General features: G+C 66.7%; 20 protein-coding genes. 4 read left to right on the top strand and 16 right to left on the bottom strand.

The features are described from left to right. Positions 1-11: 11 nt before the first annotated feature. The 10 genes from IFT82_RS04995 to IFT82_RS04950 form a co-directional block, all read right to left on the bottom strand. Positions 12-2,984 (bottom strand): 2-oxoglutarate dehydrogenase E1 component, encoded by a 2,973-nt coding sequence (locus IFT82_RS04995; protein WP_192125150.1) that lies wholly within the window; start codon positions 2,982-2,984, stop codon positions 12-14. Positions 2,985-3,139: 155 nt separating this feature from the next. Then, positions 3,140-4,024: a succinate--CoA ligase subunit alpha gene (sucD, locus tag IFT82_RS04990; protein WP_192125148.1), complete on the bottom strand. Its 885-nt coding sequence runs from the start codon at positions 4,022-4,024 to the stop codon at positions 3,140-3,142. 55 nt (positions 4,025-4,079) lie between these two features. After that, positions 4,080-4,379, bottom strand: a complete 300-nt coding sequence (locus tag IFT82_RS04985; protein ID WP_446740942.1) for a GIY-YIG nuclease family protein — start codon at positions 4,377-4,379, stop codon at positions 4,080-4,082. A 60-nt stretch (positions 4,380-4,439) separates the two neighbouring features. Beyond that, positions 4,440-5,402, bottom strand: coding sequence for a malate dehydrogenase (gene mdh / locus IFT82_RS04980; RefSeq protein WP_192125146.1), 963 nt, complete (start codon positions 5,400-5,402; stop codon positions 4,440-4,442). 207 nt (positions 5,403-5,609) lie between these two features. Then, complete coding sequence (gene zapE, locus IFT82_RS04975) at positions 5,610-6,722, bottom strand: cell division protein ZapE (protein ID WP_192125144.1); 1,113 nt, start codon at positions 6,720-6,722, stop codon at positions 5,610-5,612. Then, positions 6,719-7,180, bottom strand: a complete 462-nt coding sequence (locus IFT82_RS04970) for a PaaI family thioesterase (RefSeq protein ID WP_244646523.1) — start codon at positions 7,178-7,180, stop codon at positions 6,719-6,721. Before IFT82_RS04970 ends, zapE begins: the two co-directional genes overlap by 4 nt. Before the next feature lie 4 nt (positions 7,181-7,184). Then, positions 7,185-7,976, bottom strand: a complete 792-nt coding sequence (locus IFT82_RS04965; RefSeq protein ID WP_192125142.1) for a succinate dehydrogenase iron-sulfur subunit — start codon at positions 7,974-7,976, stop codon at positions 7,185-7,187. Positions 7,977-8,058: 82 nt separating this feature from the next. After that, positions 8,059-8,634 carry an ATP-dependent Clp protease proteolytic subunit gene (locus IFT82_RS04960; protein ID WP_192125140.1) on the bottom strand — a complete coding sequence of 192 codons (576 nt, stop codon included), beginning with the start codon at positions 8,632-8,634 and terminating at the stop codon, positions 8,059-8,061. 90 nt (positions 8,635-8,724) lie between these two features. Continuing rightward, positions 8,725-9,396, bottom strand: a complete 672-nt coding sequence (locus IFT82_RS04955) for a flagellar hook assembly protein FlgD (RefSeq protein ID WP_192125139.1) — start codon at positions 9,394-9,396, stop codon at positions 8,725-8,727. A gap of 11 nt (positions 9,397-9,407) precedes the next feature. Further along, entirely contained in the window at positions 9,408-10,595 is a 1,188-nt protein-coding gene (locus IFT82_RS04950) for a flagellar hook-length control protein FliK (protein WP_192125137.1), read from the bottom strand. A 133-nt stretch (positions 10,596-10,728) separates the two neighbouring features. Here IFT82_RS04950 and IFT82_RS04945 point away from each other — a divergent pair, with 133 nt between their 5' ends. Continuing rightward, positions 10,729-11,508 carry a hypothetical protein gene (locus IFT82_RS04945; RefSeq protein ID WP_207105737.1) on the top strand — a complete coding sequence of 260 codons (780 nt, stop codon included), beginning with the start codon at positions 10,729-10,731 and terminating at the stop codon, positions 11,506-11,508. A gap of 12 nt (positions 11,509-11,520) precedes the next feature. On the opposite strand, the gene flhA is transcribed toward IFT82_RS04945, so the two are convergent. The 6 genes from flhA to IFT82_RS04915 form a co-directional block, all read right to left on the bottom strand. Then, a complete protein-coding gene (flhA, locus tag IFT82_RS04940) occupies positions 11,521-13,599 on the bottom strand; it encodes a flagellar biosynthesis protein FlhA (protein ID WP_192125135.1) in 2,079 nt (692 codons plus the stop codon). Positions 13,600-13,610: 11 nt separating this feature from the next. After that, positions 13,611-14,909, bottom strand: a complete 1,299-nt coding sequence (locus tag IFT82_RS04935; RefSeq protein WP_342355049.1) for a sigma-54-dependent transcriptional regulator — start codon at positions 14,907-14,909, stop codon at positions 13,611-13,613. Positions 14,910-14,914: 5 nt separating this feature from the next. Then, on the bottom strand, positions 14,915-15,205 hold the full coding sequence (gene fliN / locus IFT82_RS04930) for a flagellar motor switch protein FliN (RefSeq protein ID WP_244646544.1): 291 nt from the start codon (positions 15,203-15,205) through the stop codon (positions 14,915-14,917). Between the two features lie 68 nt (positions 15,206-15,273). Continuing rightward, entirely contained in the window at positions 15,274-16,827 is a 1,554-nt protein-coding gene (gene fliF, locus IFT82_RS04925; RefSeq protein WP_244646521.1) for a flagellar basal-body MS-ring/collar protein FliF, read from the bottom strand. Between the two features lie 272 nt (positions 16,828-17,099). Further along, on the bottom strand, positions 17,100-17,768 hold the full coding sequence (locus IFT82_RS04920) for a FliH/SctL family protein (RefSeq protein WP_192125133.1): 669 nt from the start codon (positions 17,766-17,768) through the stop codon (positions 17,100-17,102). A gap of 10 nt (positions 17,769-17,778) precedes the next feature. Continuing rightward, positions 17,779-18,801 carry a flagellar motor switch protein FliG gene (locus IFT82_RS04915; RefSeq protein ID WP_192125132.1) on the bottom strand — a complete coding sequence of 341 codons (1,023 nt, stop codon included), beginning with the start codon at positions 18,799-18,801 and terminating at the stop codon, positions 17,779-17,781. A gap of 108 nt (positions 18,802-18,909) precedes the next feature. On the opposite strand from IFT82_RS04915, the gene IFT82_RS04910 reads away from it, so the two are divergent. The 3 genes from IFT82_RS04910 to IFT82_RS04900 all read left to right on the top strand — a co-directional run bounded on the left by IFT82_RS04910 (position 18,910) and on the right by IFT82_RS04900 (position 23,066). After that, the gene (locus IFT82_RS04910; RefSeq protein WP_192125131.1) at positions 18,910-21,657 is read left to right on the top strand and encodes a hypothetical protein; all 2,748 of its coding nucleotides are present in this window, start codon (positions 18,910-18,912) and stop codon (positions 21,655-21,657) included. A 4-nt stretch (positions 21,658-21,661) separates the two neighbouring features. Continuing rightward, the gene (locus IFT82_RS04905) at positions 21,662-22,093 is read left to right on the top strand and encodes a flagellar basal body protein (RefSeq protein ID WP_192125130.1); all 432 of its coding nucleotides are present in this window, start codon (positions 21,662-21,664) and stop codon (positions 22,091-22,093) included. Positions 22,094-22,211: 118 nt separating this feature from the next. Then, complete coding sequence (locus tag IFT82_RS04900) at positions 22,212-23,066, top strand: hypothetical protein (RefSeq protein WP_192125484.1); 855 nt, start codon at positions 22,212-22,214, stop codon at positions 23,064-23,066. Positions 23,067-23,160 lie beyond the last annotated feature (94 nt).

Genomic DNA, 23,160 nt, shown 5'->3' with positions numbered 1-23,160 from the left:
GGGGTGGGCGATCAGCTGGCGGGGGCCTGCGCCGGCCGGGCGGTGGTGGTGCTGCCCTCCGCACGCGTCCGGCGGATTTCCTCGCGGACATTGTGGCCGAGCGCATCGGCGACGAGCGCCCCCTGTTCGGCGGTGTGCCGCTTCATCAGACCCGTCGCGGGCGACGCGGCAGCGGCGCGGCCGGCATAACGCGCGCGCTTCACCGCCGCGCCTGCTTCCGCCAGCGCCTCCTCGATCAGCGGCTCGACGAAGAACCAGTAGCCGTTGTTCTTCGGCTCTTCCTGCGCCCACACCACTTCGCGCAGGTTCGGCATCCGCTTCACCCGCTCCGCGATCGCATCGCCGGGGAAGGGATAGAGCTGCTCGACCCGGACGATCTGGGTGTCGGTGTCGCCGGCCGCGTCGCGCGCCTCGATCAGGTCATAGGCGACCTTGCCGGTGCATAGGACCAGCCGCGTCGTCGCCTCGTCAGCCGCCCCGTTGGTGTCGGACAACAGACGACGGAAATGGCTGTCGCCCTGGAAATCCGCCGCTGCCGACACCGCCAGCTTGTGACGGAGCAGCGACTTGGGCGTCATCACCACCAGCGGCTTGCGGAAGCTGCGGTGCATCTGGCGGCGCAGCAGGTGGAAGTAATTGGCCGGCGTGGTGCAGTTGGCGACCTGCATGTTGTCGCCCGCGCACAGTTGCAGGAACCGCTCCGGCCGGGCCGAGCTGTGTTCCGGCCCCTGCCCTTCATAGCCGTGCGGCAGCAGCATCACGAGGCCGTTGGCGCGGAGCCACTTGGCCTCGCCCGACGCGATGAACTGGTCGATCATGATCTGCGCGCCGTTGACGAAGTCGCCGAACTGCGCCTCCCACAGCACCAGCGTCTTCGGATCGGCCAGCGCATAGCCATATTCGAAGCCGAGCACGCCATATTCCGACAGCGGGCTGTCCAGCACCTCGAACCGGCCGTGCTCGATCCCCTGGAGCGGCACGAACTTGTGTTCATCGGTCTGATCGACCCAGACGGCGTGGCGCTGCGAGAAGGTGCCGCGCCCCGAATCCTGCCCCGACAGGCGGACGCCATATCCCTCGGACAACAGCGAACCGAACGCCAGCGCCTCGCCGGTCGCCCAGTCGAAATTGGCGGCGGTGGCGAACATCTGGCGCTTCGCTTCCAGCACGCGACCCAGCGTCTTGTGGATCGCCAGCCCCTCCGGCACCGTCGTCAGCGTGCGGCCTAGTGAATCGAACAGCTTGGGCGTGATGCCGGTGTCGGCGCTACGCCGGGTCGGGCTGCCCTCGGTCGGCGCGGACAGGCCGGTCCAGCGGCCGGCGAACCAGTCCGCCTTGTTGGGCTTGTAGCTGCCGCCCGCCTCGAACTCGCCTTCCAGCCGGGTGACATACTGCCGGACGTTCTCGTCCACCCATACCTGGTCGACCACGCCCTCGCCGATCAGGCGCTTGGCGTAGATGTCGCTGACCGGCGGGTGATCCTTGATGACCTTGTACATCAGCGGCTGGGTGAAGCCGGGTTCGTCGCCCTCGTTATGGCCGAAGCGACGATAGCACCACATGTCGATCACGATGTCGCGGTGGAACTTCTGGCGGAATTCCATCGCCATCTTGGTGGCGAAGGTCACCGCTTCGGGATCGTCGCCGTTCACGTGGAACACCGGCGCCTGCACGCCCTTCGCCACATCCGACGGATAGGGCGAGGAGCGCGCGAACTGCGGGCTGGTGGTGAAGCCGACCTGGTTGTTGATGATGAAGTGGACGCAGCCACCGGTGTTGTAGCCGCGGATGCCGGAGAAGCCGAGGCATTCCCACACGATCCCCTGCCCTGCGAACGCGGCGTCGCCGTGGATCAGCACTGGCAGCGAGGCGACGTGATCGTTCAGGTCGTTCGCGATCGTCTGGATCGCACGCGTCTTGCCGAGGACGACGGGGTCGGCCGCCTCCAGATGCGACGGATTGGCGACCAGCGACATATGCACCTTGTGACCGTCGAACTCGCGGTCGTGGCTGGTGCCGAGATGGTACTTCACGTCGCCGGAACCGCCGATGTCATCCGGGTTGGCCGAACCGCCGGCGAATTCGTGGAAGATGATGCGCAGCGGCTTCGCCATCACGTTGGCGAGGACGTTCAGGCGGCCGCGATGCGCCATGCCGAACACCATCTCGCGCACGCCGTACTGGCCGCCATATTTGATGACGCTTTCGAGCGCGGGGATCATCGATTCACCGCCGTCGAGGCCGAACCGCTTGGTGCCGACATATTTGCGGCCGAGGAACTTCTCCCACTGCTCCGCCTCGATCACCTTGTTCAGGATCGCCTTCTTGCCGTCGACGGAGAATTCGATCGCCTTGTCCTGGCCCTCCATCCGCTCCTGCAGGAAGCGGCGTTCCTCGACATCGACGATGTGCATGAATTCGAGGCCGACATTGCCGCAGTAATTCTTGCGCAGCGTATCGACGAGCTGGCGGACGGTGGCCCATTCGAAGCCCATCGTCCCGGCGAGATAGACCGGACGGTCGAGATCGGCGTCGGTGAAGCCGTAATGCTCGGTCTTCAGGTCTTCGGGCATCTCGCGCTTGGTCAGCCCCAGCGGATCGAGATTGGCGGCGAGGTGACCCCGGACGCGGTAGGTACGGATCAGCAGCTGGGCGCGGATCGCGTCGCCCGCCGCCTTGACGATATCGTCCTTCGACGGCGCCGGGGCGGCGGCCGCGGCAGGCTTGCCCCCGCGTGCGGGCTTGGGCGCGGGTTCCATCTGGGTCGGATCGAGCGCGGCGGTCAGGTCGTCGGTGGTGGTCAGCGGCCAGCGCTTGCTCTGCCAGCTCGGCCCCTGCGCGCTGCCTTCCAGCCCTTCGAAGAAGGTCCGCCAGCCGGCATCGACCGAGCCGGGATCGGCACCGAACTTCGCGTACAGCGCCTCGATGAACGCCGGGCTGACGCCCTGTGCGATGTCGCTGAAATCCTGACCTTCGTAGCCCATCGTTCATTCCTTCGACCCCTCTCCCATCGGGAGAGGGAGGGGCCCGCCGCTCACCGAGCGGCGGGAGGGTGAGGGCAAGGCAGCGAACCTGCCCTCACCCTTCCGCGACCTTTGGTCGCTCCTTCCCTCTCCCGACGGGAAAGGGAGTTGTTCGTTCAGCCGTTCAGTACCGACAGCAGCGTCGAGCCGAGTTCCGACGGCGAGGCCGCGACCTTGATCCCGGCAGCTTCCATCGCCGCGATCTTGCTCTCGGCATCGCCCTTGCCACCCGACACGATCGCGCCGGCATGGCCCATGCGGCGACCCGGAGGCGCTGTGCGGCCCGCGATGAAGCCGGCCATCGGCTTCTTGCGGCCACGCTTGGCCTCGTCGATCAGGAACTGCGCGGCCTGCTCCTCGGCGTCGCCGCCGATTTCGCCGATCATGATGATCGACTGCGTCGCCTCGTCCGCCAGGAACAACTCGAGCACGTCGATGAAGTTGGTGCCGTTGACCGGATCGCCGCCGATGCCGACCGCGGTGGTCTGGCCCAGGCCGGCGTTCGATGTCTGGAACACCGCCTCATAGGTCAACGTGCCGGAGCGCGATACGACGCCGACCGAACCCTGCTTGAAGATGCTGCCCGGCATGATGCCGATCTTGCACTGGCCCGGCGTCAGCACACCCGGGCAGTTGGGGCCGATCAGCCGCGACTTGCTGCCCGACAGCGCGCGCTTGACACGGACCATGTCGAGAACCGGAATGCCTTCGGTGATCGTGACGATCAGCGGAATCTCGGCATCGATCGCTTCCAGGATCGAATCGGCGGCGAAGGGCGGCGGCACGTAGATCACCGATGCGTCGGCACCGGTCTTCGACTTGGCCTCCGCGACGGTGTTGTACACCGGCAGGCCGAGATGCTCGGTCCCGCCCTTGCCCGGCGTGACGCCGCCGACCATCTGCGTGCCGTATTCCAGCGCCGCCTTGGTATGGAAGCTGCCGGTTTCGCCGGTCATCCCTTGCGTGATGACCTTGGTGTTCTTGTCGACGAGGATGCTCATTTTGTCTCCAGACCCGTCCACCCCGGCGAAAGCCGGGGTCCAGTTGGGAAGGCGTTCATGGTAGGGCGATACGATCGTACAGGTCTTCCCATTCCGGGTTGAGCCCTTCGATTTCCCGCACCTTCCAGTCGCGCCTCCATTGCTTCATCTGCCGTTCGCGTTGCCGCGCCGCTTCCCACTCGCCACATGCCTCGTACCAGACGAGGTCCTTGCAGCCATACCTCTTCGTGAACCCCGACACGACGCCGCTGCGATGCTCCCATGCCCGCTTCGGCAGGTTCGTCGTCGAACCCAGATAGATCGCACCGTTGCGCTGGTTGGCCATGATATAGACGAACGCCTGTTCCGCCATCATCAGCACCTTCCCAACTGGACCCCGGCCTTCGCCGGGGTGGTTCGCGTCAGTCCATTCCGATCAGTTCAGCGACCCGTCGATGCCCTTGCACGCGACCAGCAGTTCCTTGACCGCATCGACCGACACCTGAAGGTTCGCCTTCGCTTCGTCGTCCAGCTTGACCTCGACGATCTCCTCGACGCCGCCGGCACCGATGATGACTGGGACGCCGACATACAGGCCGTCGACGCCGTACTGGCCCTCGACATAGGCCGCGCAGGGCAGCAGGCGCTTCTGGTCGTACAGATAGGCCTCGGCCATCGCGATGCCGCTGGTGGCGGGCGCGTAATAGGCGGAGCCGGTCTTGAGCAGCGCGACGATCTCGCCGCCGCCCGAGCGGGTGCGCTGCACGATCGCGTCGATCTTGTCCTGCGTGGTGCGACCCATCGCGATCAGGTCGGGCACCGGGATGCCGGCGACCGTCGAATACTGCACGACCGGAACCATCGTATCGCCATGACCGCCCAGCACGAACGTGTTCACGTCCTTCACTGCGACCTTGAACTCGTCGGCGAGGAAGTGGCTGAACCGCGACGAATCGAGCACGCCCGCCATGCCGACGACCTTGTTGGCCGGCAGGCCGGAGAATTCGCGCAGCGCCCACACCATCGCGTCGAGCGGGTTGGTTATGCAGATCACGAACGCGTCGGGCGCGTTGGCCTTGATGCCCTCGCCGACCGCCTTCATCACCTTCAGGTTGATGCCGAGCAGGTCGTCGCGGCTCATGCCGGGCTTGCGCGCGACGCCGGCGGTGACGATGATGACGTCCGCACCGGCGATGTCGGCATAATCATTGGAGCCGGTGATGGTGGCATCGAAGCCCTCGACCGGGCCGCACTGCGACAGATCGAGCGCCTTGCCCTGCGGCACGCCCTCCACCACGTCGAACAGCACGATATCGCCGAGACCCTTGAGGGCGGCGAGGTGCGCGAGCGTGCCGCCGATGTTACCGGCGCCGATCAGCGCGATCTTCTTGCGGGCCATTCCAATCCTTCTCCGTGGCGGTGATTGGAAGCGGCGGGTACGCGCATAATGCGTGAGAGGCAAGGCTTAAATGGCATTATTGCGGATGGTTCGCAAGTGCAATAATGCCTGGTTGCTATAGTTGCCTAGCGTCAGACATGGAAAAGCCGTGCCTCGTAGCGCGCTGTGTCGCACTGGCCGGGCCTGCTGACGTGCGCGCCGATACCGTCAGCGCGCATCGCCATCCACGCCGTGCCCCTGCGCCAGATAATCGTCGGACCCCATCTCCTCCAGCCGACTCACCGTCCGCTGGAACTCGAACACGCCGTCCCCCGCCGCATAGAGATCGTCCGGCTCGGCATCCGCCGCAGCGAGCAGCTTCACCTTGTGTTCGTACAGCGCGTCGATCAGCGCGACGAAGCGCGCGGCCTCGTTGCGGTTCTCCGGCCCCAGCCGGGGGATGCCGACGAGGATGACGGTGTGGAAACGGCGGGCGATCGCCAGATAATCGGCCGCGCCCCGCGCCTCGCCGCACAGTTTCCGGAACGAGAAGACCGCGACGCCCTTCAAGGCCTTGGGCACATGCAATGTGCGGCCCTGCACCACCAGATCCTCGGACGGGATCGGTTCGGTCACCTCATGGTCGGTCAGGCGGAAGAACGCGGCGGAGAGATCGGCGGTCGCCGCCGTCCCGTTGGGAACCAGCCAGGTCCGCTGGCTGCCCAGCCGGTCGCGTCGATAATCGATCGGGCCGTTCAACGTCACCACGTCGAGACGGGATTGCACCAGCGCGATGAACGGCAGGAAATGTTCGCGGTTGAGACCGTTCCTGTAGAGATCGACCGGCGCGCGATTGGAGGTGGTGACGATCGTTACCCCCGCCTCGATCAGGGCGGTGAACAGCCGCGACAGGATCATCGCGTCGGGGCTGTTGGTCACCATCATCTCGTCGAAGGCGAGCAACCGGGCTTCCTGCGCCAGCGCGGCGGCGACGGGCAGGATCGGATCGCCCTGCTCCTTGCGCCGCTCCACCGCGATGCGACCATGGACCTCGATCATGAACTCCGCGAAATGGACCCGGCGCTTGGCCGGTACGGTCACATGATCGTAGAACAGGTCCATCAGCATCGATTTGCCGCGCCCGACATCGCCCCACATATACACGCCGCGCGCGGGTACCGGCTTGCGGCGGAAGAAGCCGGTGGTGCGGGGATGTTCCAGTTCGGTCGCAAGCGCCTGAAGGCGGGCAGCCGCCGCGGCCTGTTCGGAATCGGGGCGCAGTTCGCCGGCGGCGATCAGCGCGTCATAGGCGGCGATGACGCCAGGGTTGACGGTGGTCATGGGTCCTTTCTGGCCGACGGAGGCTTGCGGATCATGGCGGAGAAGGCTGCGATCCGGCGGTCTCCATCCCCCTGCACCACCAGTCCGCGCAGGAACAGCAATCGGCCGGTCTCACGCAGCAATTCGACCTGCGCCTCGATCGGTTCGCCGATCGCGCCTTCGCCGATAAACTGCGTCTCCAGCCCCAGCGTCACGCCGGTGCCGGTAGTGATCGTGCCGGACGCACGAGCCGCGGCGAACAGCGCGATGTCGATGAACGCGAGCGTTACGCCACCATGGACCGCATCGCGGACGTTGGAATGTTCGCGGCCCGGCGTCATCCGGACCCGGACGATCGCGCCTTCCGCCCGATAGACGACCGGACCCATGACCGCATTGAAGCGCGTCGGATCGGTCGGCTTCCACTCCCGCCAGCCCGGCTGGCCGGGGGCGGGAGCATCGCTGAACGGGTCGTCCAAGACCTCAGACGATCCGTTCGGCTTCCATTTTCTTGATCTCGGCGATCGCCTTGGCGGGGTTCAGCCCCTTGGGGCAGACGTTCGCGCAGTTCATGATCGTGTGGCAGCGATACAGGCGGAACGGGTCCTCCAGCTCGTCGAGCCGGTCACCAGTCATCTCGTCACGGCTGTCCGCCAGCCAGCGATATGCCTGAAGCAGGATCGCCGGCCCCAGGAACTTGTCGGCATTCCACCAATAGCTGGGGCACGAGGTCGAGCAGCACGCGCAGAGGATGCATTCGTACAGGCCGTCCAGCTTCTGCCGGTCCTGCGGCGACTGCAACCGCTCCTTGCCCGAGGGCGGCGGCGTGACGGTCTGCAACCACGGCTTGATCGAACTGTACTGCGCGTAGAAGTGCGTGAAGTCCGGCACCAGATCCTTCACCACGTCCATATGCGGCAGCGGGGTGATACGTACCTCGCCCTTCACATCCTCGATCGCGGTGGTGCAGGCGAGGCCGTTGCGCCCGTCGATGTTCATCGAACACGATCCGCAGATGCCTTCGCGGCACGAGCGACGGAAGGTGAGCGAACTGTCCTGCTCCCCCTTCATCTTGATGAGCGCGTCGAGCACCATCGGCCCGCACTCGTCCAGATTGACCTCGAACGTATCGTAGCGGGGGTTCTCGCCGCTGTCGGGATCGTAGCGATAGACCTTGAATTTCTTCAGCCGGCCTTTTTCCGCCGGAGCGCTCGGCGCGGCATGGGTGACGCCCTGCTTGATCTTGCTGTTCTTGGGGAGGGCGAATTCGGCCATGAAGGGTTCCCGTCAGGTGATTGCCCGAGCCGTTACAGCACGGGCGCGATCCGGGCAAACCCTCCTGTTGCGGCGCGGTAACTCAGATCACGTCGAGCACGAGCCCCAGGCGTTTCGCCTCGTCCGCCTCAATATACCAATTGGACGGCGCCTTTTCCAGAAGCTCGTCCATCGAAACCTGCGATCCGCTGACCAGCGCCTCGAATCCCTCGTTCTGGATACGAATCGAATCCTCGATCTCGTGCAGCTTCGCCTTCAACGTGTATTCCAGCGTATTGAGCGGTCCGTTGAGCTGGATGGTCGATTGCATCTGCCGTTCGTGGATCATGATGCGGCTGCCCCGCGTCAGGAAACGGCTGTCGACCGGGAAGGCCGACATGAACGTGGCGCCTGCCGAATAGACCGCGACCTTGCCCAGGAACAACGTGTCGCGCCCGGTATATTCGCGGATCAGGCGGATGCCGTCCCCCATCGCACGCGCCATTTCCGGATCGCCGCCCAGCGTGGTGACCGACACCACCAGCGGCCCCTCGGCCGGGGCATTGATCACCTGCGTCTTGAAGCTGGTGTACATCGCCTCGTCCACCGGTCCGTGCAACTGCACGTGCGGGTTCGCGAGAAGCGGATATTGCGTGGCCTTGCCGGTCTGGTTGGTCATGCCGCGGGCAACCGACCGGCACGGACAGGGTTCCGGCCCCGGCTGGTCTTTTTTGACTATATTATACCCAACGGCTGGGTGTGATCGCCATCATTCCGCGCCATCGCCCAGCCGGATCAACCGGGTCATCGGGACCTGCAGACCGTTTACCCCCAGCGTCACCAGACCGGCCTTCGCCTCCACCGTCGAAACCTTGCCGACGCTGGTCAGCGTCATCGGCACTTCGACGCCGAACGCGTCGCGGCCTACCGCAGACAGCGTGTAGCCACCGTCCTTGGCGGTACCACCCGATTTCGTCGTGCCATCCCAAGCCAGCCGGCCGGCCGTACCGCTGGCCTCGACGGTCTGGGTCGACATGGTGACGCCCGATGCGTCCTTCACCGTCATCTCGATCGTGGCGACCGCGCGGGAGGACTGATAGCCCCATTGCGCCGCGCTCTGCCCGGCCAGGCCGGCGACGTTGCTGTCCAACTCCACCTCACGCCCGATCAGCGCGTTCGCCTGCGTCAGGCTCTGCGTGGACAGCTGCGACAGGATGTCGTTGAGCGCGGTCGTCTGCTTCACGGTCTGTTCGACCTGCGAATATTGCGCGAGCTGCTGGGTGTATTCGGTCGAATCCATCGGCTTCAGCGGGTCCTGGTTCTGCATCTGGGTGACGAGCAGCTTCAGGAACATGTCGAAATCCGCCCCGACCTTGGACAGGGTGGTGGCGGTGCCGGTCGCGGCGGTCGTGGTGCCGGTGACGGCAGTGGTGGTGGTCATGGTTCGATCCTTCAGGCCATCAGGTCGACGCCGCCGCGCGAGCGGAGCGGGCGATATTCGGGTTCGGGCAGGTCGGTGATCGTGGATGCGTTGCGCGGGGTCGCGGCCGCCTGCCAGCGCGGCTGGCCCTGCGCGCCCTGCCCACCGGCATCCGCCCCGCCCTGCCGCGTGTCGAAGCGAAAGCTCTGCGCGTCGGTGCGCATCCCGGCATCGCTGAGCGCGCGGCCAAGATCGGCACTGTCGCGGCGCAGCAGATCGAGCGCGGCCGGGGTCTCGGCGGCCAGCACCGCGCGCAACGTACCGCGATCGTCGAACGAGAGGGTCACGTCGATCCGGCCGAACTCGGCGGGGTTGAGCCGGACGGTCAGCGCCTCGCCGCCGCCCTCGGCGGTATGGCGGGCGATGGCGACCGCCATCTCATGCCCCATGCGTCCCGGCTCGGCCGCGACACGCGCCTCCGGCACCGGTGCCGCTGCGACCGGGGCGGGGGCGGACGTGACGACCTTCGGCTCGACCAGCGCGCCGAAGGAACGGGGATCGGGAGTGGCGGCCGTCACCGGCTTTGGATCAGCGGGTGCCGCCTCCTCCCGCACCGGACGCAGCCCGACGGCGGCAACGGCGGCGGGGCGATCGGGCGATGCCTCGACCTTGCCGGGTGTTGCGAGCGGCTGCCCGGCAGCGGGGGCGGCGACCGGGGTGGCAGGGGCGGTCGCCGGTGCGCCGTGCGTGGCGCTACCCGCATCGGTGTCGGCAGACGGGTGCGGCGTAGCGGTGGCGGTTTCCAGCAGCGGCGTGGTGGTCAGGTCAGGCAACACGGGCGGCAGCGCCATCGTCAGCGGCAAGTCGGTGGACGTCGGATCGGTGTCTTCGGCATCGACCGGGACGCCGTCCTCGACCCGCGCGGGATCGGCCGGGGTCGCCGGCCCCTTCACCGCGACGGGGGCGACGACCGGCGACGCCTGCGCCGGGGCGAAGACTTCAGGCGCCGGCGCCGGCGCTATCGCCGGTTTGCGCGGAGCAGATGGCTTGGTGACGTCGATCCCGGCCGTTGTCGGTGCAGGCAGCGGTGTGGCCGTGCGATCGACGGGCTGTGGAGCAACGGCAGGCTGCACATCCACAGGCATGGGATCGCCCGGCGCCGGCTCGGCATCGGGATCGGCGCGCAAGACGAGATCGGGCAACGGCGCGGCTGTCAGCACCGGCTTCGCTGATGCGGAAGGCCCGACTTTGGCTACTGATGGTACGGCAAGGGTAATGACATCGGACCGCGATCCACCAGATAGCGAACCGGATACCGGCGCGGCATTGGACGACTTGGGCAGTTCTGCACCGATGAACGGGGCAGCGGGCAGCGGTCCATTCCCGATCGGGCCGGCAGCGGGAGCGACCCGCAGCACAAGGTCGGGCTGCGGTGCCGCGACCAGCGGCATGGTGGGGCTGACGCCCGCCGGGGTCGGCAAGGCCGACACGGTGGGCGTTGCGACCGGCAGCGCCGGTACGCCCGCAGGCGCGGGCGGCCATGCCGCCGGCATCGATGCGACAAGCACCGCGCTGCGCAGGTCCGGCGATGGCGTGGGGGCCGGCATGGGCCGGACGATGGCGGGGGGGAGCGAGGTCGGCGCATCGTCCGTCCGCATCGGCACCGTCGGCGCTACCGAGGCGGGTAGCGGCTCGGCGGTCGCGATCGGAACGAGGGCTGTCGGCGATGCGCCTGCCGGGATCATGGCCGGTGCGATCGGCGCGGCGTTCGCGACCATGGCGGTCGACATCATGGAGCCGGCCGGCGTGACGGGCGATGCACCCGGCCATGGCAGCGTCGCGATCGCCGGGCGCGCGGCGGGCGTACCGGTCGACACCAGCGCTCCGACCGGCAGCGTCGCGTTCATCAACGCGCCGCGGAACGATGGCGACGTGATCGCCGCCACGGGCGGAGTGGCGGGCGTCGCGGCGACCATCGTGCCGAACACCCCGCTCCCCGGCGTCGCGATCGCATCGCCGGTCGGCGCGGTGGCGCCCGGCGGCGCGAAGATCGCGGCGAAGGGGTCGGTCGCGGCGGACGTGATCATGCGGGTCTCCGGGGCGGCGGCGGCGTCGCCTCCAGCATCATTATAGGAAGAAGAATGCTCACCCGATCGTCCCCAGCGAACGGATGCGCGCGCGGGTGTGGACCTCGTTCTGCGACAGCACGACGGTGGCGGGGCGGACCCGTTCGATGATCGAGCGGACGAAGGGGCGGATCGACGGGTTGGTGAGCAGGCAAGGAATCTCCCCCTCCCCCGCCAGCCGGTCGAACGTCTCGCGGACATGCGCCAGGAACGCGTGGAGTTTGGTCGGCGCCATCGCCAGCTGACGCTCGTCACCATGCCCGACGATGCTCTCGGCGAACGCCTCGTCCCATTCGTTCGACAGCGTCACGATCGGGATCGCGCCGTCGCGGGTCTGCTGCGCGGAAATCTGGCGGGCCAGGCGGCCGCGGACGTGCTCGGTGATCTGGGTGATGTTGGTCGTCACCGGCGCCGCTTCCGCCACGCCTTCCAGAATGGTCGGCACGTCGCGGATCGATACGCCCTCGGCCAGCAGGTTCTGGAGCACGCGCTGCACGCCCGACACGCTGATGCGCGAGGGGATGATGTCGGCGACCAGCTTTTCCGATTCGGTGTGCACGTCGCTCAGCAGCTTCTGCGTCTCGGTATAGCTCAGCAGGTCGGCGATGTTGTCCTTGACCAGTTCGGTCAGGTGGGTGGTGATGATCGTGCCGCAGTCGACCACGGTCAGCCCGCGCAGCCCCGCCTCGTCACGCAGGCTGCGGTCGATCCACAGCGCGGGCAGGCCGAACACCGGCTCGCGCGTGTGTTCGCCAGGCAGGCCGGGGGCATCGCCGCCGGGATTGATGACGAGCAGCCGGTCGAGTCGAATTTCACCGCGCGCGGCCTCCGTCTCCTTGACGTGGACGACATATTCGTTGGGCTTCAGCGCCATGTTGTCGATGATGCGGACCGACGGCAGCACGAAGCCGTAGTCGATCGCCATCTGCCGGCGCAGCGCGCGGACCTGATCGTCGAGCCGGGGTTCGGCCTCCGAATCGTTGATGATCGGCAGCAGCGCATACCCGATCTCGATCCGGATCGCGTCGATCTGAAGCGTGCGGCTGATCGGCTCCTCCGGGATCGGCTCGGCAGCGATGGCCTGTGCGGCGGCGACCTTTTCCTGCGCGACGCGCACCTTGGCGTCCTTGTCGAGCTTCCACGCGGCCCAACCGGTGGCGCCGGCGAACACCGCGAAGGGAATGAAGGGCAGGCCCGGCAGGATGGCAAGGCCACCCATCATCAGGGACACCATCCCGAACGCCTTGGGATAGCGGCCCAGCTGTTCGCCCAGCGCCACGCCGGTCTTGCCCGCCGCGCCGCCTTTGGTGACGAGCAGGCCGGCGGCGATCGACACGATCAGCGCGGGCACCTGGCTGACCAGCCCGTCGCCGACCGTCAGCAGCGTATAGGTGTGGAACGCCTCCGCCAGCGGCACGCCGTGGACCAGCACGCCCATGATGAGGCCGACGAACACGTTGATCGCGGTGATGAGCAGCGCGGCGACCGCATCACCCTTCACGAACTTCGACGCACCGTCCATCGATCCGTAGAAGCCGCTTTCGGCCTCCACCTCGGTGCGGCGTTCGCGCGCCTGCTTCTCGTCGATCGTGCCGGCGTTCAGGTCGGCGTCGATCGCCATCTGCTTGCCGGGCATCGCATCCAGGCTGAACCGCGCCGCGACCTCGGCGATGCGGCCCGCGCCCTTGGTGATGACGACGAAGTTGATGACGATCAGGATCGCGAAGATCGTGAGGCCGATCACGGTATCGCCGCCGATCAGGAACTCCCCGAACGCGCCGATCACCCCGCCCGCCGCGTGCGAGCCTTCGTGGCCGTGCGCCAGGATCAGGCGAGTGGAGGCGAGGTTGAGCCCCAGCCGCAACATCGTCGAGATGAGCAGGATGGTCGGGAAGGCGGACAGCTGCAGCGGCTTTTCGATGAACAGCGCGGTCATCAGGATCATGATCGACAGCGTGATCGACAGGGCGAGGCCCATGTCGAGCATCCAGGCCGGCATCGGCAGGATCAGCATCGCGATGATCGCGACCACGCCGACCGCCAGCGCGATGTCGCGGCTGGCGCCGATGCGCTGGAAAGTGGAGAGAATACCGCCCATCGTTCAGTTCCTCACGCGGCCGGCATGACGGGAATGCCCGCCTCGATAAACGTCTTCAGCTTGTTGCGCATCGTGCGGACCGAGATGCCGAGGATGCCGGAGGCGGAGGTGCGGTTGCCGCGGCACCGCTCCAGCGTCTTCAGGATCAGTGCGCGTTCGACATCCTCGACGGTGCGGCCGATCAGGCTGTCGACCGCCAGTTCGCACTCGCGCCCGACAGGCGCGGCGGCATTCAGACGGCTGCCGTCCGCCAGCACCAGATCGTCGGCGGCGACGGCGGGACCGCGGGCGAGCACGGCGGCGCGGCGTACCACGTCCTCCAGTTCGCGCACGTTGCACGGCCAGTGATGGGCGGCGAGCAGCAGTGTCGCGTCGCGATCGATCCCGTGCGCGGGCGCACCCTCGATCCCCGCGATCAGATGCCGGGCGATCAGCACGACATCATGCCCGCGCGCGCGCAGTGGCGGCAACACGACCTGCGTGGCCGAAAGCCGCGTGGCGAGATCGGCACGGAATTCGCCGTCCTGCGCCAGCCCGGCCAGATCGCGGGTGGTGGAGGCGATCAGGCGCACCGCATCCCCCGCCGGCAGCACCGCCATCAGTCGCGCCTGCGCGGTGGCGGGCAGGCGATCGATATCGCGGATGAACAGCGTGCCGCCCAGTGCCTCCTCCAACCGGCCGAGGCGGGCGGTGGCGACCCCGGGCAGCTCGTCCGGGCGATGACCGAACAACTCGGCCTCGACGATCGGCGCGGCGACACCGCCGCATTCGACCATCAGGAAGGCACCGCCACGACCGGAGGCGGCATGGATCGCGCGGGCGAGCATCGCCCGGCCCGTCCCCGCCTCGCCCGCGATCAGCACCGGCATGGTGCCCGGCGCGATCCGGCGGGCATAATCCACCGCACGACGGAACGTGGCATCCTCGCCGACGATCTCGGTGGCGGGGGCCGCCGCCGCGATGGTCAGTGCCGCGGCGATCAGCGCGCGATCGGGAGGGAGCGGCACATAGTCGCGCGCGCCCGCACGGATCGCGGCCACGGCGCGATCGGCCGGGGCATCGATCCCGCACGCCAGCACCGGCACCGCGAAGCGTTCCAGCCGCAGCCGCGCGAGGAAACCGGCGATATCGGCCATCACGTCGAACATCACCAGCCCGACCGACCGCTGCCGCATGACGGCCAGCGCGGCGGTGGCGTCACCGGCCAGGACGACATCGGCCCCCGCCTCGCGTGCCATCGCCGCCGCCAGGTGCAGTTCACCGCCCGGCGCGCCGACCATCAGCAACCGGATGCCCGTCTGGATCGTCACGGAAATCAACGCTCCTGCTGCACGATTTCGGTGAGCGTCACGCCCAGCGAGTCGTCGATCATCACCACCTCGCCACGCGCGATCAGGCGGTCGTTGACGAAGATGTCGACGGGTTCGCCGACGCGGCGATCCAGTTCCATCACCATCCCGGCCTTCAGGCGCAGCAGGTCGCCGATCGGCATCCGCGACCGGCCCAGTACCGCCTGCACCTTCACCGGCACGTCGAACACGGCCTCCAGTCCGGTCAGCAGTTCGTCATCCGCCTGACGCGGGGCGCTGGCGAATTCCTCCAGCATCGATCCGACATCCGTACCGGGGATGTCCGGTTGCAGGGCGGGGGACAGGTCGCTCATCGAAGTCTCCATCACGAATTCATCCACTGGCGGACCACCGCCGCTGCTTCGGTCGGGGATGCGGAGATCGCATCGCCAACGCGCTGCAGCGCACTCATCTTCACCCGCCCGTCGACCTGGGCGAGCGCGATCTCGTCATCCAGCCCCTGGAGGCTGGGAAGCCGGCGCTGGGCGCCAGCGGCATCGTCCGGACCGGGAAGCGCGGCGGGTTCGCCGGTCACGGGGTCGGGACCGGCCAGCGCCCCCGCGGTCGTCCCGCCATCGACACCGGCGGCGGCGAGCGCGGGAACCGCGGCACCCGACGGACGGATCATCCGGATCGCGACCAGCCCGACCGCGGCGATCAGCGCCAGCTTCAGGAAGCCGACGATCTGGTCGGTCGGCAGCTTGTCGAGCATCGATGGCTCGTCACCGGTATCGGTCGCGGCGAACGCCATGCTTTCGATCACCACACTGTCGCCCCGCGCCGCATCGATACCGACCGCGTTCTCGACCAGCCGGGTCAGCCGCTGGATCTGCGGCTGGGGCAGGCCCTTCGCGCCGCCATCGACCATCACCGCGACGGTCAGCCGCTTGATCCGGCCGGGGCCGCGCAGCACGACGCTGTGCGTCTTGCTGTTGTCGTAGGTAGTGTCCTCCGACGTTTCCTCGCGGCCTTCGGTGCGGCTGCTGCCGGGGGTGGCGGGCTGGCCCTGTGCCTCGGGCAGCTGCTGGGCGACGCTGGCGCCTTCCGGGCCGGGCTGGTTGTCGCTCGACTGGTTCTTGCTGCCGACCGACACCTGATGCGCGATCACCTGCTTGTCGGGATCGAAGACGTCGGATTCCTCCTGCGTCTGGTCGCGATCGATATCGGCGGACACTTCGGCGCGGACCTTACCCTCGCCGACGATCGGCTGGAGCAGCGCCTCGACTTCGTCGCGCAGCTTGCCCTCGACCTGCGCCTGGCGCTCGTCGGCGCCGCTCGCGCCCATCGTCGAGGCATCGCCGGCACGGGCCAGCAACGCGCCGGTCTGGTCGACGATCGAGATCGATTCGGGCACCAGATCGGGTACGGACGAGGCGACGAGATAGCGGATCGACTGCACCGCCTCGGCCGGCAGGCGGCCCTTGGTCTTCACCGTCACCGCCGCGCTCGCCTTGGTCGGCGTCGTCGCGAACAGCGCGCGTTCGGGCATGACGAGGTGGACGCGCGCGCTCGACACGTTCTGGAGCGTGGCGATCGAGCGGGACAGTTCGCCCTCGATCGCGCGCGTCTCGTTCATCTTGGCGCGGCTGGCGGAAACGCCGAACGGCTCCTCCTCGTCCAGCACGTCGTAACCGATCTTGCCGCCCAGCTTCTCGCCGGCCATGCTCATGCGCAGTTCGGCCAGCTTCTCCTCGGGCGCCATGATCGAGGTGCCGTCGGCGGACAGCTGGAAGGCGACGTTCTGCGCCTTTAGTTTTTCCGCGATCGACTGCGCCGCGGCGGGATCGAGATCGGTGTAGAGGAAACCCATCGGGCCATCGCCGCCACGGGTGGCGACCATCGCCAGCACGCCCAGCATGACGGCCGCGACCACACCCATGATTATCAGGCGCTGGCGCCCGATCTGGGCGAACATTGTACGGACCTGGTCCAAGCCTTGCTCCAAACGTCACGACGGCGGCGTCTGGTTTCTTTATAGAAGGCGCGGGGGGCGGCAGTTTGTGCCGGCCGGAAAAACTTGCCGGGTCAGTGTAATGGATGGAGAAATCCTGCCGCCCCGCCGCCGACGTCGTTATCCCAAACGATACGCGCCACCCCGGCAAAGGCCGGGATGGCGCGACGTAGATCGGGCGTGACGGATCGCGACGGGCGTCAGGGCGCGGGCAGCAGCGCGTCCAGTGCGTCGCGCACCACGGCGGCGCGGGCGGCGGCGTCGAGGATCACGCCGCCCTGTTCCCAGTTGATGTGCGCGTCGCCCGGTTGCAGCGTGCCATCGGCGACGACGGTGATCGCCAGCCGGCGACGATCGCCATTCTGGCGCACCGCGATCAGTTGCTCCATCTCCGCGACCAGCGCGGGCGCGACCGCGACCTGGATTTCCTGGCCCCGCGCGACCTGGCGCAGGACACGGCCGATCGCCTCGTCGATCGCGGCGGCGGGCAGTTCGGTCAGCGCGCGCGCCGCCAGCTGCTCGGCGGCGGCGTGTGCCACGGCGGCGGCTTCCTGCGCCAGATCGCCGGCGACCTGCTCCAGATGCGCGTCGATGCCCTCGATCGCGGCATGGAGGCCATCGGCGGCGATCAGCAGCGCGGCATCCCGCTCGGTCCGGGCATGACTCAGCCCCGCCTCGAACCCGTCGGCGCGGGCGCGGCCCAGTTCCTCGTTAAAGCCGTGCCGCGCCATCGCCAGCTCGGCCTCCAGCGCGGCGACGCGCAGCGCCATGTCGATATCGTCGTCCGGCCCCAGCGGCAGCGGCCCCTCGCCGATCGCCTCGAATACCTTGTCGAACGCGAAGGGGCGGATGTGGAAGGAGGTGTCCATCGCGCTATCCTCAGACGATCATCGCATCGTCGCTCTTGGGATCGGCGAGCACGATCTCGCCACGATCCGCCAGCGACTTGGCCAGTCGGACGAGTGCGGTCTGCGCCTCCTCGCAATCGCGGGCGCGCACCGGCCCCATGCCGGCCATGTCCTCGCGCATCAGCTTGGCGGAGCGTTCGGTCATCGTGCTCATGAACAGCTGGCGGATGTGATCCGGCGCGCCCTTCAGCGCCAGCGCCATCTGGCGCTTGTCCGCCTGACGGACGATCGCCGACACCGCCGTGGGGATCAGGCTGCCCAGATCCTCGAAGGTGAACATCAGCGCGCGGATCCGCTCCGCCGATTCCGGCGCATGTTCGTCGAGCGACCCCAGGATCGACTGTTCGGTCGACCGGTCCATCGCGTTGAACACCTCGGCCATCGCCTCGTGCGGGTCGCGGCGCTGGGCGCGCGACAGGTTGCTCATGAATTCGCTGCGCAGCGTCTGTTCGACCTGGAGCAGCACGTCCTTCTGCACCGTCTCCATTCGCAGCATCCGCTGCACGACGTCGATCGCGATCTCGCGCGGCAACTGGCCCAGCACGCGGGCGGCGTGATCCGCCTTCAGCTTGGACAGGATGACCGCCACGGTCTGCGGATATTCGTTCTTCAGATAGCCGGCGAGCACCGCTTCGGACACGTTGGACAGCTTGTCCCACATCGTCCGCCCGGCGGGGCCGCGAATATCCTCCATGATCTCGCGCACGCGATCGGTGGGCAGGATGCCGTCGAGCAGCCGTTCGGTCGTCTCGAACGAACCATGCAGCGCGTTCATCGCCGATACCTCGCCCGCGAAGGCGATCAGCAGATGCTCCGCCGCAGCGGAGGGCACGCGACCGAGCGTCGAGATCGTCGCCGACAATTCCTTGATCTCGTCGACCGACAGATGCTCCCAGATCTGCGCGCCGTGATCCTTGCCCAGCACCAGCATCAGCGCCGCGGCACGTTCGATGCCACCATAACGCTTCAGTTCCGGGGGTTCGGCCAGTATCATCACGTCGCTCCTGCGGATGATCCCGACGACCGGCAGGCCGAACAGGGATCGTTCATCCTATTATAGGAAAGTCCGGGCATGACGGGCGGGCAAGGAGGCAATCACACGATGGCCGATTACACGAGCGGGCTGGTCGGCCTGAGCATCCTGTCGGGGACGAACGGTTTCGCGGACTATACCGCGCCGTCGATCGAAACGCGCGCGCAACGCAAGGCGAAGGCCGCCTTCACCACCGCGCCGACCGAGGCACCGTGGAAGGCGGCCCCTGCCACCACCTCCATCTCCACCCAGATCACCACGATCAAGGGGATGAAGACGATCATCGACAAGCCGGCGGCCGGTATCGGCGCGCTGCCCCAGGACGTGCAGACCAGCTTCACGACGTACAAGGCGCTGGACCGGTTGCGCGTGCTGGCGGAAAGCGCCGCCAAGGGCACCACCAGCAGCGCCGAACGCGTGCTGCTGCAGAACAGCTTCGCCAAGGGACTGGCCGATCTCCAGACCTTCCTGTCATCCGCCCCGTCCGACCTGGTCGACATCGCCTTCACCAAGACCGCGCGGCAGGCACAGACGGTGGGGATCAAATCCACCGCCACCACCAGTGCCGCGACGATTCCGGGCAAGGGCGTGCGCGATACCCGCGACGGCGCGCTGGCCGGCGTGACGGGGCAGGAGAAACTGCGCATCACCCTGTCGATGCCCGGGGCCGCCGCCGACATCGTCGAGGTGGACCTGTCGACCACGCCGCAGCCGCCGACGCTGGACAGCGTGTCCGACGCGGTCAACGCGGCGATCGCCGCCGTACCGAAACGCGATGCGAACGGCGATCCGGTGATGGGCACCGATGGCAAGCCGGAGCCGCGCTGGCCCTCGGTCAAGATGGTACCTGCCAAATCCGGCGAGAAATGGGGCCTGTCGATCCAGCGGGCCGGATTCGAGACGGTGGCGATCGATCAGGTCGGCGGGCAGGACGCGTTGATGATCGCCGGTGACATGACGCCGACCGACGGCAAGACCGCGACCCGCATCACCCGACTCGACGATCCCGCCGGTACGCTCGACCGCAGTACCTTCGATACGATCAGCGCGGTCGACCGCGCCGCCACCGAACGCCAGCAGATCGCCGCCGAAGCGGACCCCAAGAAGGTGAAGGCGACCACCATCGCCGCCGATACGCGCAGCAATGCGATCGCCACCGATCGCCAGGGATTCAGCTACGTCGTCGGCACCAGCGCAGGCGATGTCGGCGCCAACCGTTCCGACGGGCAGGACGACCTGTTGCTGACCAAGGTGGACAGCGAGGGTAAGATCGTCTGGTCGCGCACGCTGGGCGCGGGCGGCAAGGCCGAAGGCGCGGCGGTGACGGTGGCGCCCGACGGCGGCATCGTCGTCGCCGGATCGATCAAGGGAACGCTGGACGGCAATTCCAGCGATGGCGACATGCTCGTCGTCCGCTTCGATGCCAATGGCGACGAGACCTTCTCGACCTCGATACGCGCGCTCGGCACCGAATCGGCCAATGCGGTCGCGGTCGGGGCGGACGGCGCGATCTATGTCGGCGGGCGCAGCGACACGGGCGGTGGCGACGCCTATCTCGCCCGGCTCGATGCCACGGGAAAACTGGTCGAACGGCGCACGATCAACAGCGGCGGCAGCGATCAGGTGAAGGCGCTGGCGTTCGGTAACGACGGCAAGCTGCTGGTACTGACCGGCGAGAATGGCGATGCCAAGCTGCGCCGGATCGATCCCGCCGCCCTGTCGACCGATCTCGGCTCGCTCAATCTCGGCCGCGCCGATGCGCGCGCGATCGCGGTGGCGGCGGACGGCACCATCGCAGTGGCGGGCGCGACCGAGGCGACGTTGAGCGGCACCGGCACCGTCACCGGCACCAACGGCCTCGCCGGATCGCGCGACGGCTTCGTCGCGCGGGTCGACGCCGGGCTGGCCGGCGCGAAGGTCACCTATGTCGGGACGACCGGCGAGGACCAGGTCGACAGCGTCGCCTTCCTAGACGGATCGATCTATCTCGGCGGACGCACCACCGGCACGATCGGGGCGGATGCGAAGACCGGTACCACCGACGCCTTCGTCGCCCGGATCGATGCCGCCACCGGCGCGGTCGCCAGCACGCGCCAGTTCGGCAATTTCGATGCGGCCAGCGGCGGCGTGCGCCTGTCGGCGATCGAGGGCGGCGGCAGCGTGCTCGGCGCGCTTGGCCTGAGCCGCGGCACGCTGACCCCGACCGATTCGGTAAAGCTTGAAGCGCAGACCTCGCTACGCGCTGGCGACGAATTCTCGATCCGCGTGAACGGCGGCGCGCTGCGCAAGATCACGATCAACGAGAACGACACGCTGACAAGCTTCAGCAACCGTGTTCGGGAATTGATCGGCACCCGCGTCGCCACGGTGACGATGCCGTCGAAGGACGGCGGCCGTTCCCTGCGCATCGACGTGAAGCCGGGCAACGAGATCCAGTTGATCGCCGGCAATGGCGACAAGAACGCACTCGCCAAGCTCGGGCTCGATGCGCGCCGGATCAGCGCCCCCGCCACCCTGGCCGACGACGCGCCCAAGGTACGTCCGGGCGGCAGCTTCGGCCTCGACCTCAGCACCTCGCTCAGGCTCGACACCAAGGCGGAGGCGGCGAATTCGCTGACGCGGATCAAGCAGGCGATCTCGTTCACCCAGTCCGCCTATCGCTCGCTCTACTGGGACGACACCAAGGCCACGCTGGTCGACACCCCCACCACGAGCAGCCGCAAGGGCGGCTCCACCGCGGTCCAACAGGCGCAGTTAAAGAACTATCAGGCTGCGCTCTCCCGCCTGTCCGGCGGCACCACCTTTACGGGATTCTGACATCATGGCGGACGGCGTTCCCTCGATCCTCGGCGGCATCGCGCGCGAGATGAAACACTTAAGCGAGCGCCAGCGCGTGATCGCCCAGAACATCGCGAATTCGGAAACCCCCGGCTACAAGGCGCACGAGGTCCGCGCGCCCGATTTTTCGGCGTTGCTGGCGCAGCAGCACGCAGGCGGCGGTGCACCCCGCGTCGCGCGCCCGCGGGTGGAGCTTACCGCCGGCATGGCCGCGCTCGGCGCCCGCCCGACCGGCGGCTCGCTCGTCCTCGACCATGACGTGACCGAGACCAAGCCAGACGGCAACAACGTCACGCTGGAAGATCAATTGCTGAAAATGGGCCAGGTCCAGGCCGATTTCACCGCGATGACCAACCTGTACCGCAAACAGCAATCGCTGTTGAAGACCGCGCTGGGCCGCGGTGGCGGGGGGTAATTCAAGCAGATAACAATAGCCCGCCTAGAATCCCAAAATAGTAAAATCTTGCTATATTACCATTAACCACCACAGACGTGATCATTCATCTGTTCAGATATAGTTGATGGAGGAAGTTATGTCATCATCTTCAAACATTAAAGGCGATTTTATTTTCCCAGATCAATCACTTGAAGATATGCAAAATCCAAACGACAAAATCGGTATGGAAATCTTCAGTGGCTACAAAGCCATCGATCAAGTGGGTCCTTTTTTGGGGAAAAACCGTCTTTTCGATGGCATTGTTGCCGCGGTACGGAAGGTTGACGTTCCATATGAGGATCAGTGCTCAGCCAAATATTACGTCGATCTCGTGGACGCCCTTCGCAATGCCAATGGTGAAGTAGAGCGGGTGGTAGAAGTCGGGTGCTATATGGGAGGATCGGCTTCGATCAACGCAGGCTGCAGCGAGCACATGAATTTCGATTTCGACATCGTCGACATTTCGGAACAGGCATTGCTTTTTTCTTATGAACGTATCCGGCGATCATTCCCTGATGCCGCCAAGCGCATCCGCCTTTTCCATGGCTCCCTCCCCCAATATGTCGCCAAAACGGTCGAAGCGGGAAACGCCGATCGGCTCATGATTCATCATGACGGCGCCCATGATTTTACGCAGGTCACAAAAGACCTATCATCGCTGTACTTTATCCGCGACCGACTTCATGCAATCATCATTCAGGATACCCACCTTAGGGGAACCATGGAATTCTGCAATTTTGTCGATATGGCGGTATACGCCGTGTTTGGAACAGAAGTTGCATATATCCCGATCGGTTCTAGCTATATCGCATATCAGACAGAATTGATTAATCCCAATAAGTGGCAGGGCAACTATTTCATGCCTGACGTACCGGAGGGTATTGTCATTCCCTTAGCACAAAACAGCTTTAAATACCCCCATCCCAGCTTTACACTTGGTGCCTTCCTTTGATTAAAAACTCAAGGTGTTCGATAGCAGGGCAATCATCATCTAGATGTTTGGTCCCGACGATTGATGGTGCGGGTTTGATATGAACCGGTCCAGG

Origin of the sequence: Sphingomonas sp. CFBP 8760 (assembly GCF_014841615.1) — a bacterium.
Taxonomy (GTDB): domain Bacteria; phylum Pseudomonadota; class Alphaproteobacteria; order Sphingomonadales; family Sphingomonadaceae; genus Sphingomonas.
The sequence above is the reverse complement of the archived record's forward strand: the minus strand, read 5'-3'. Positions and strand labels throughout refer to the sequence as shown.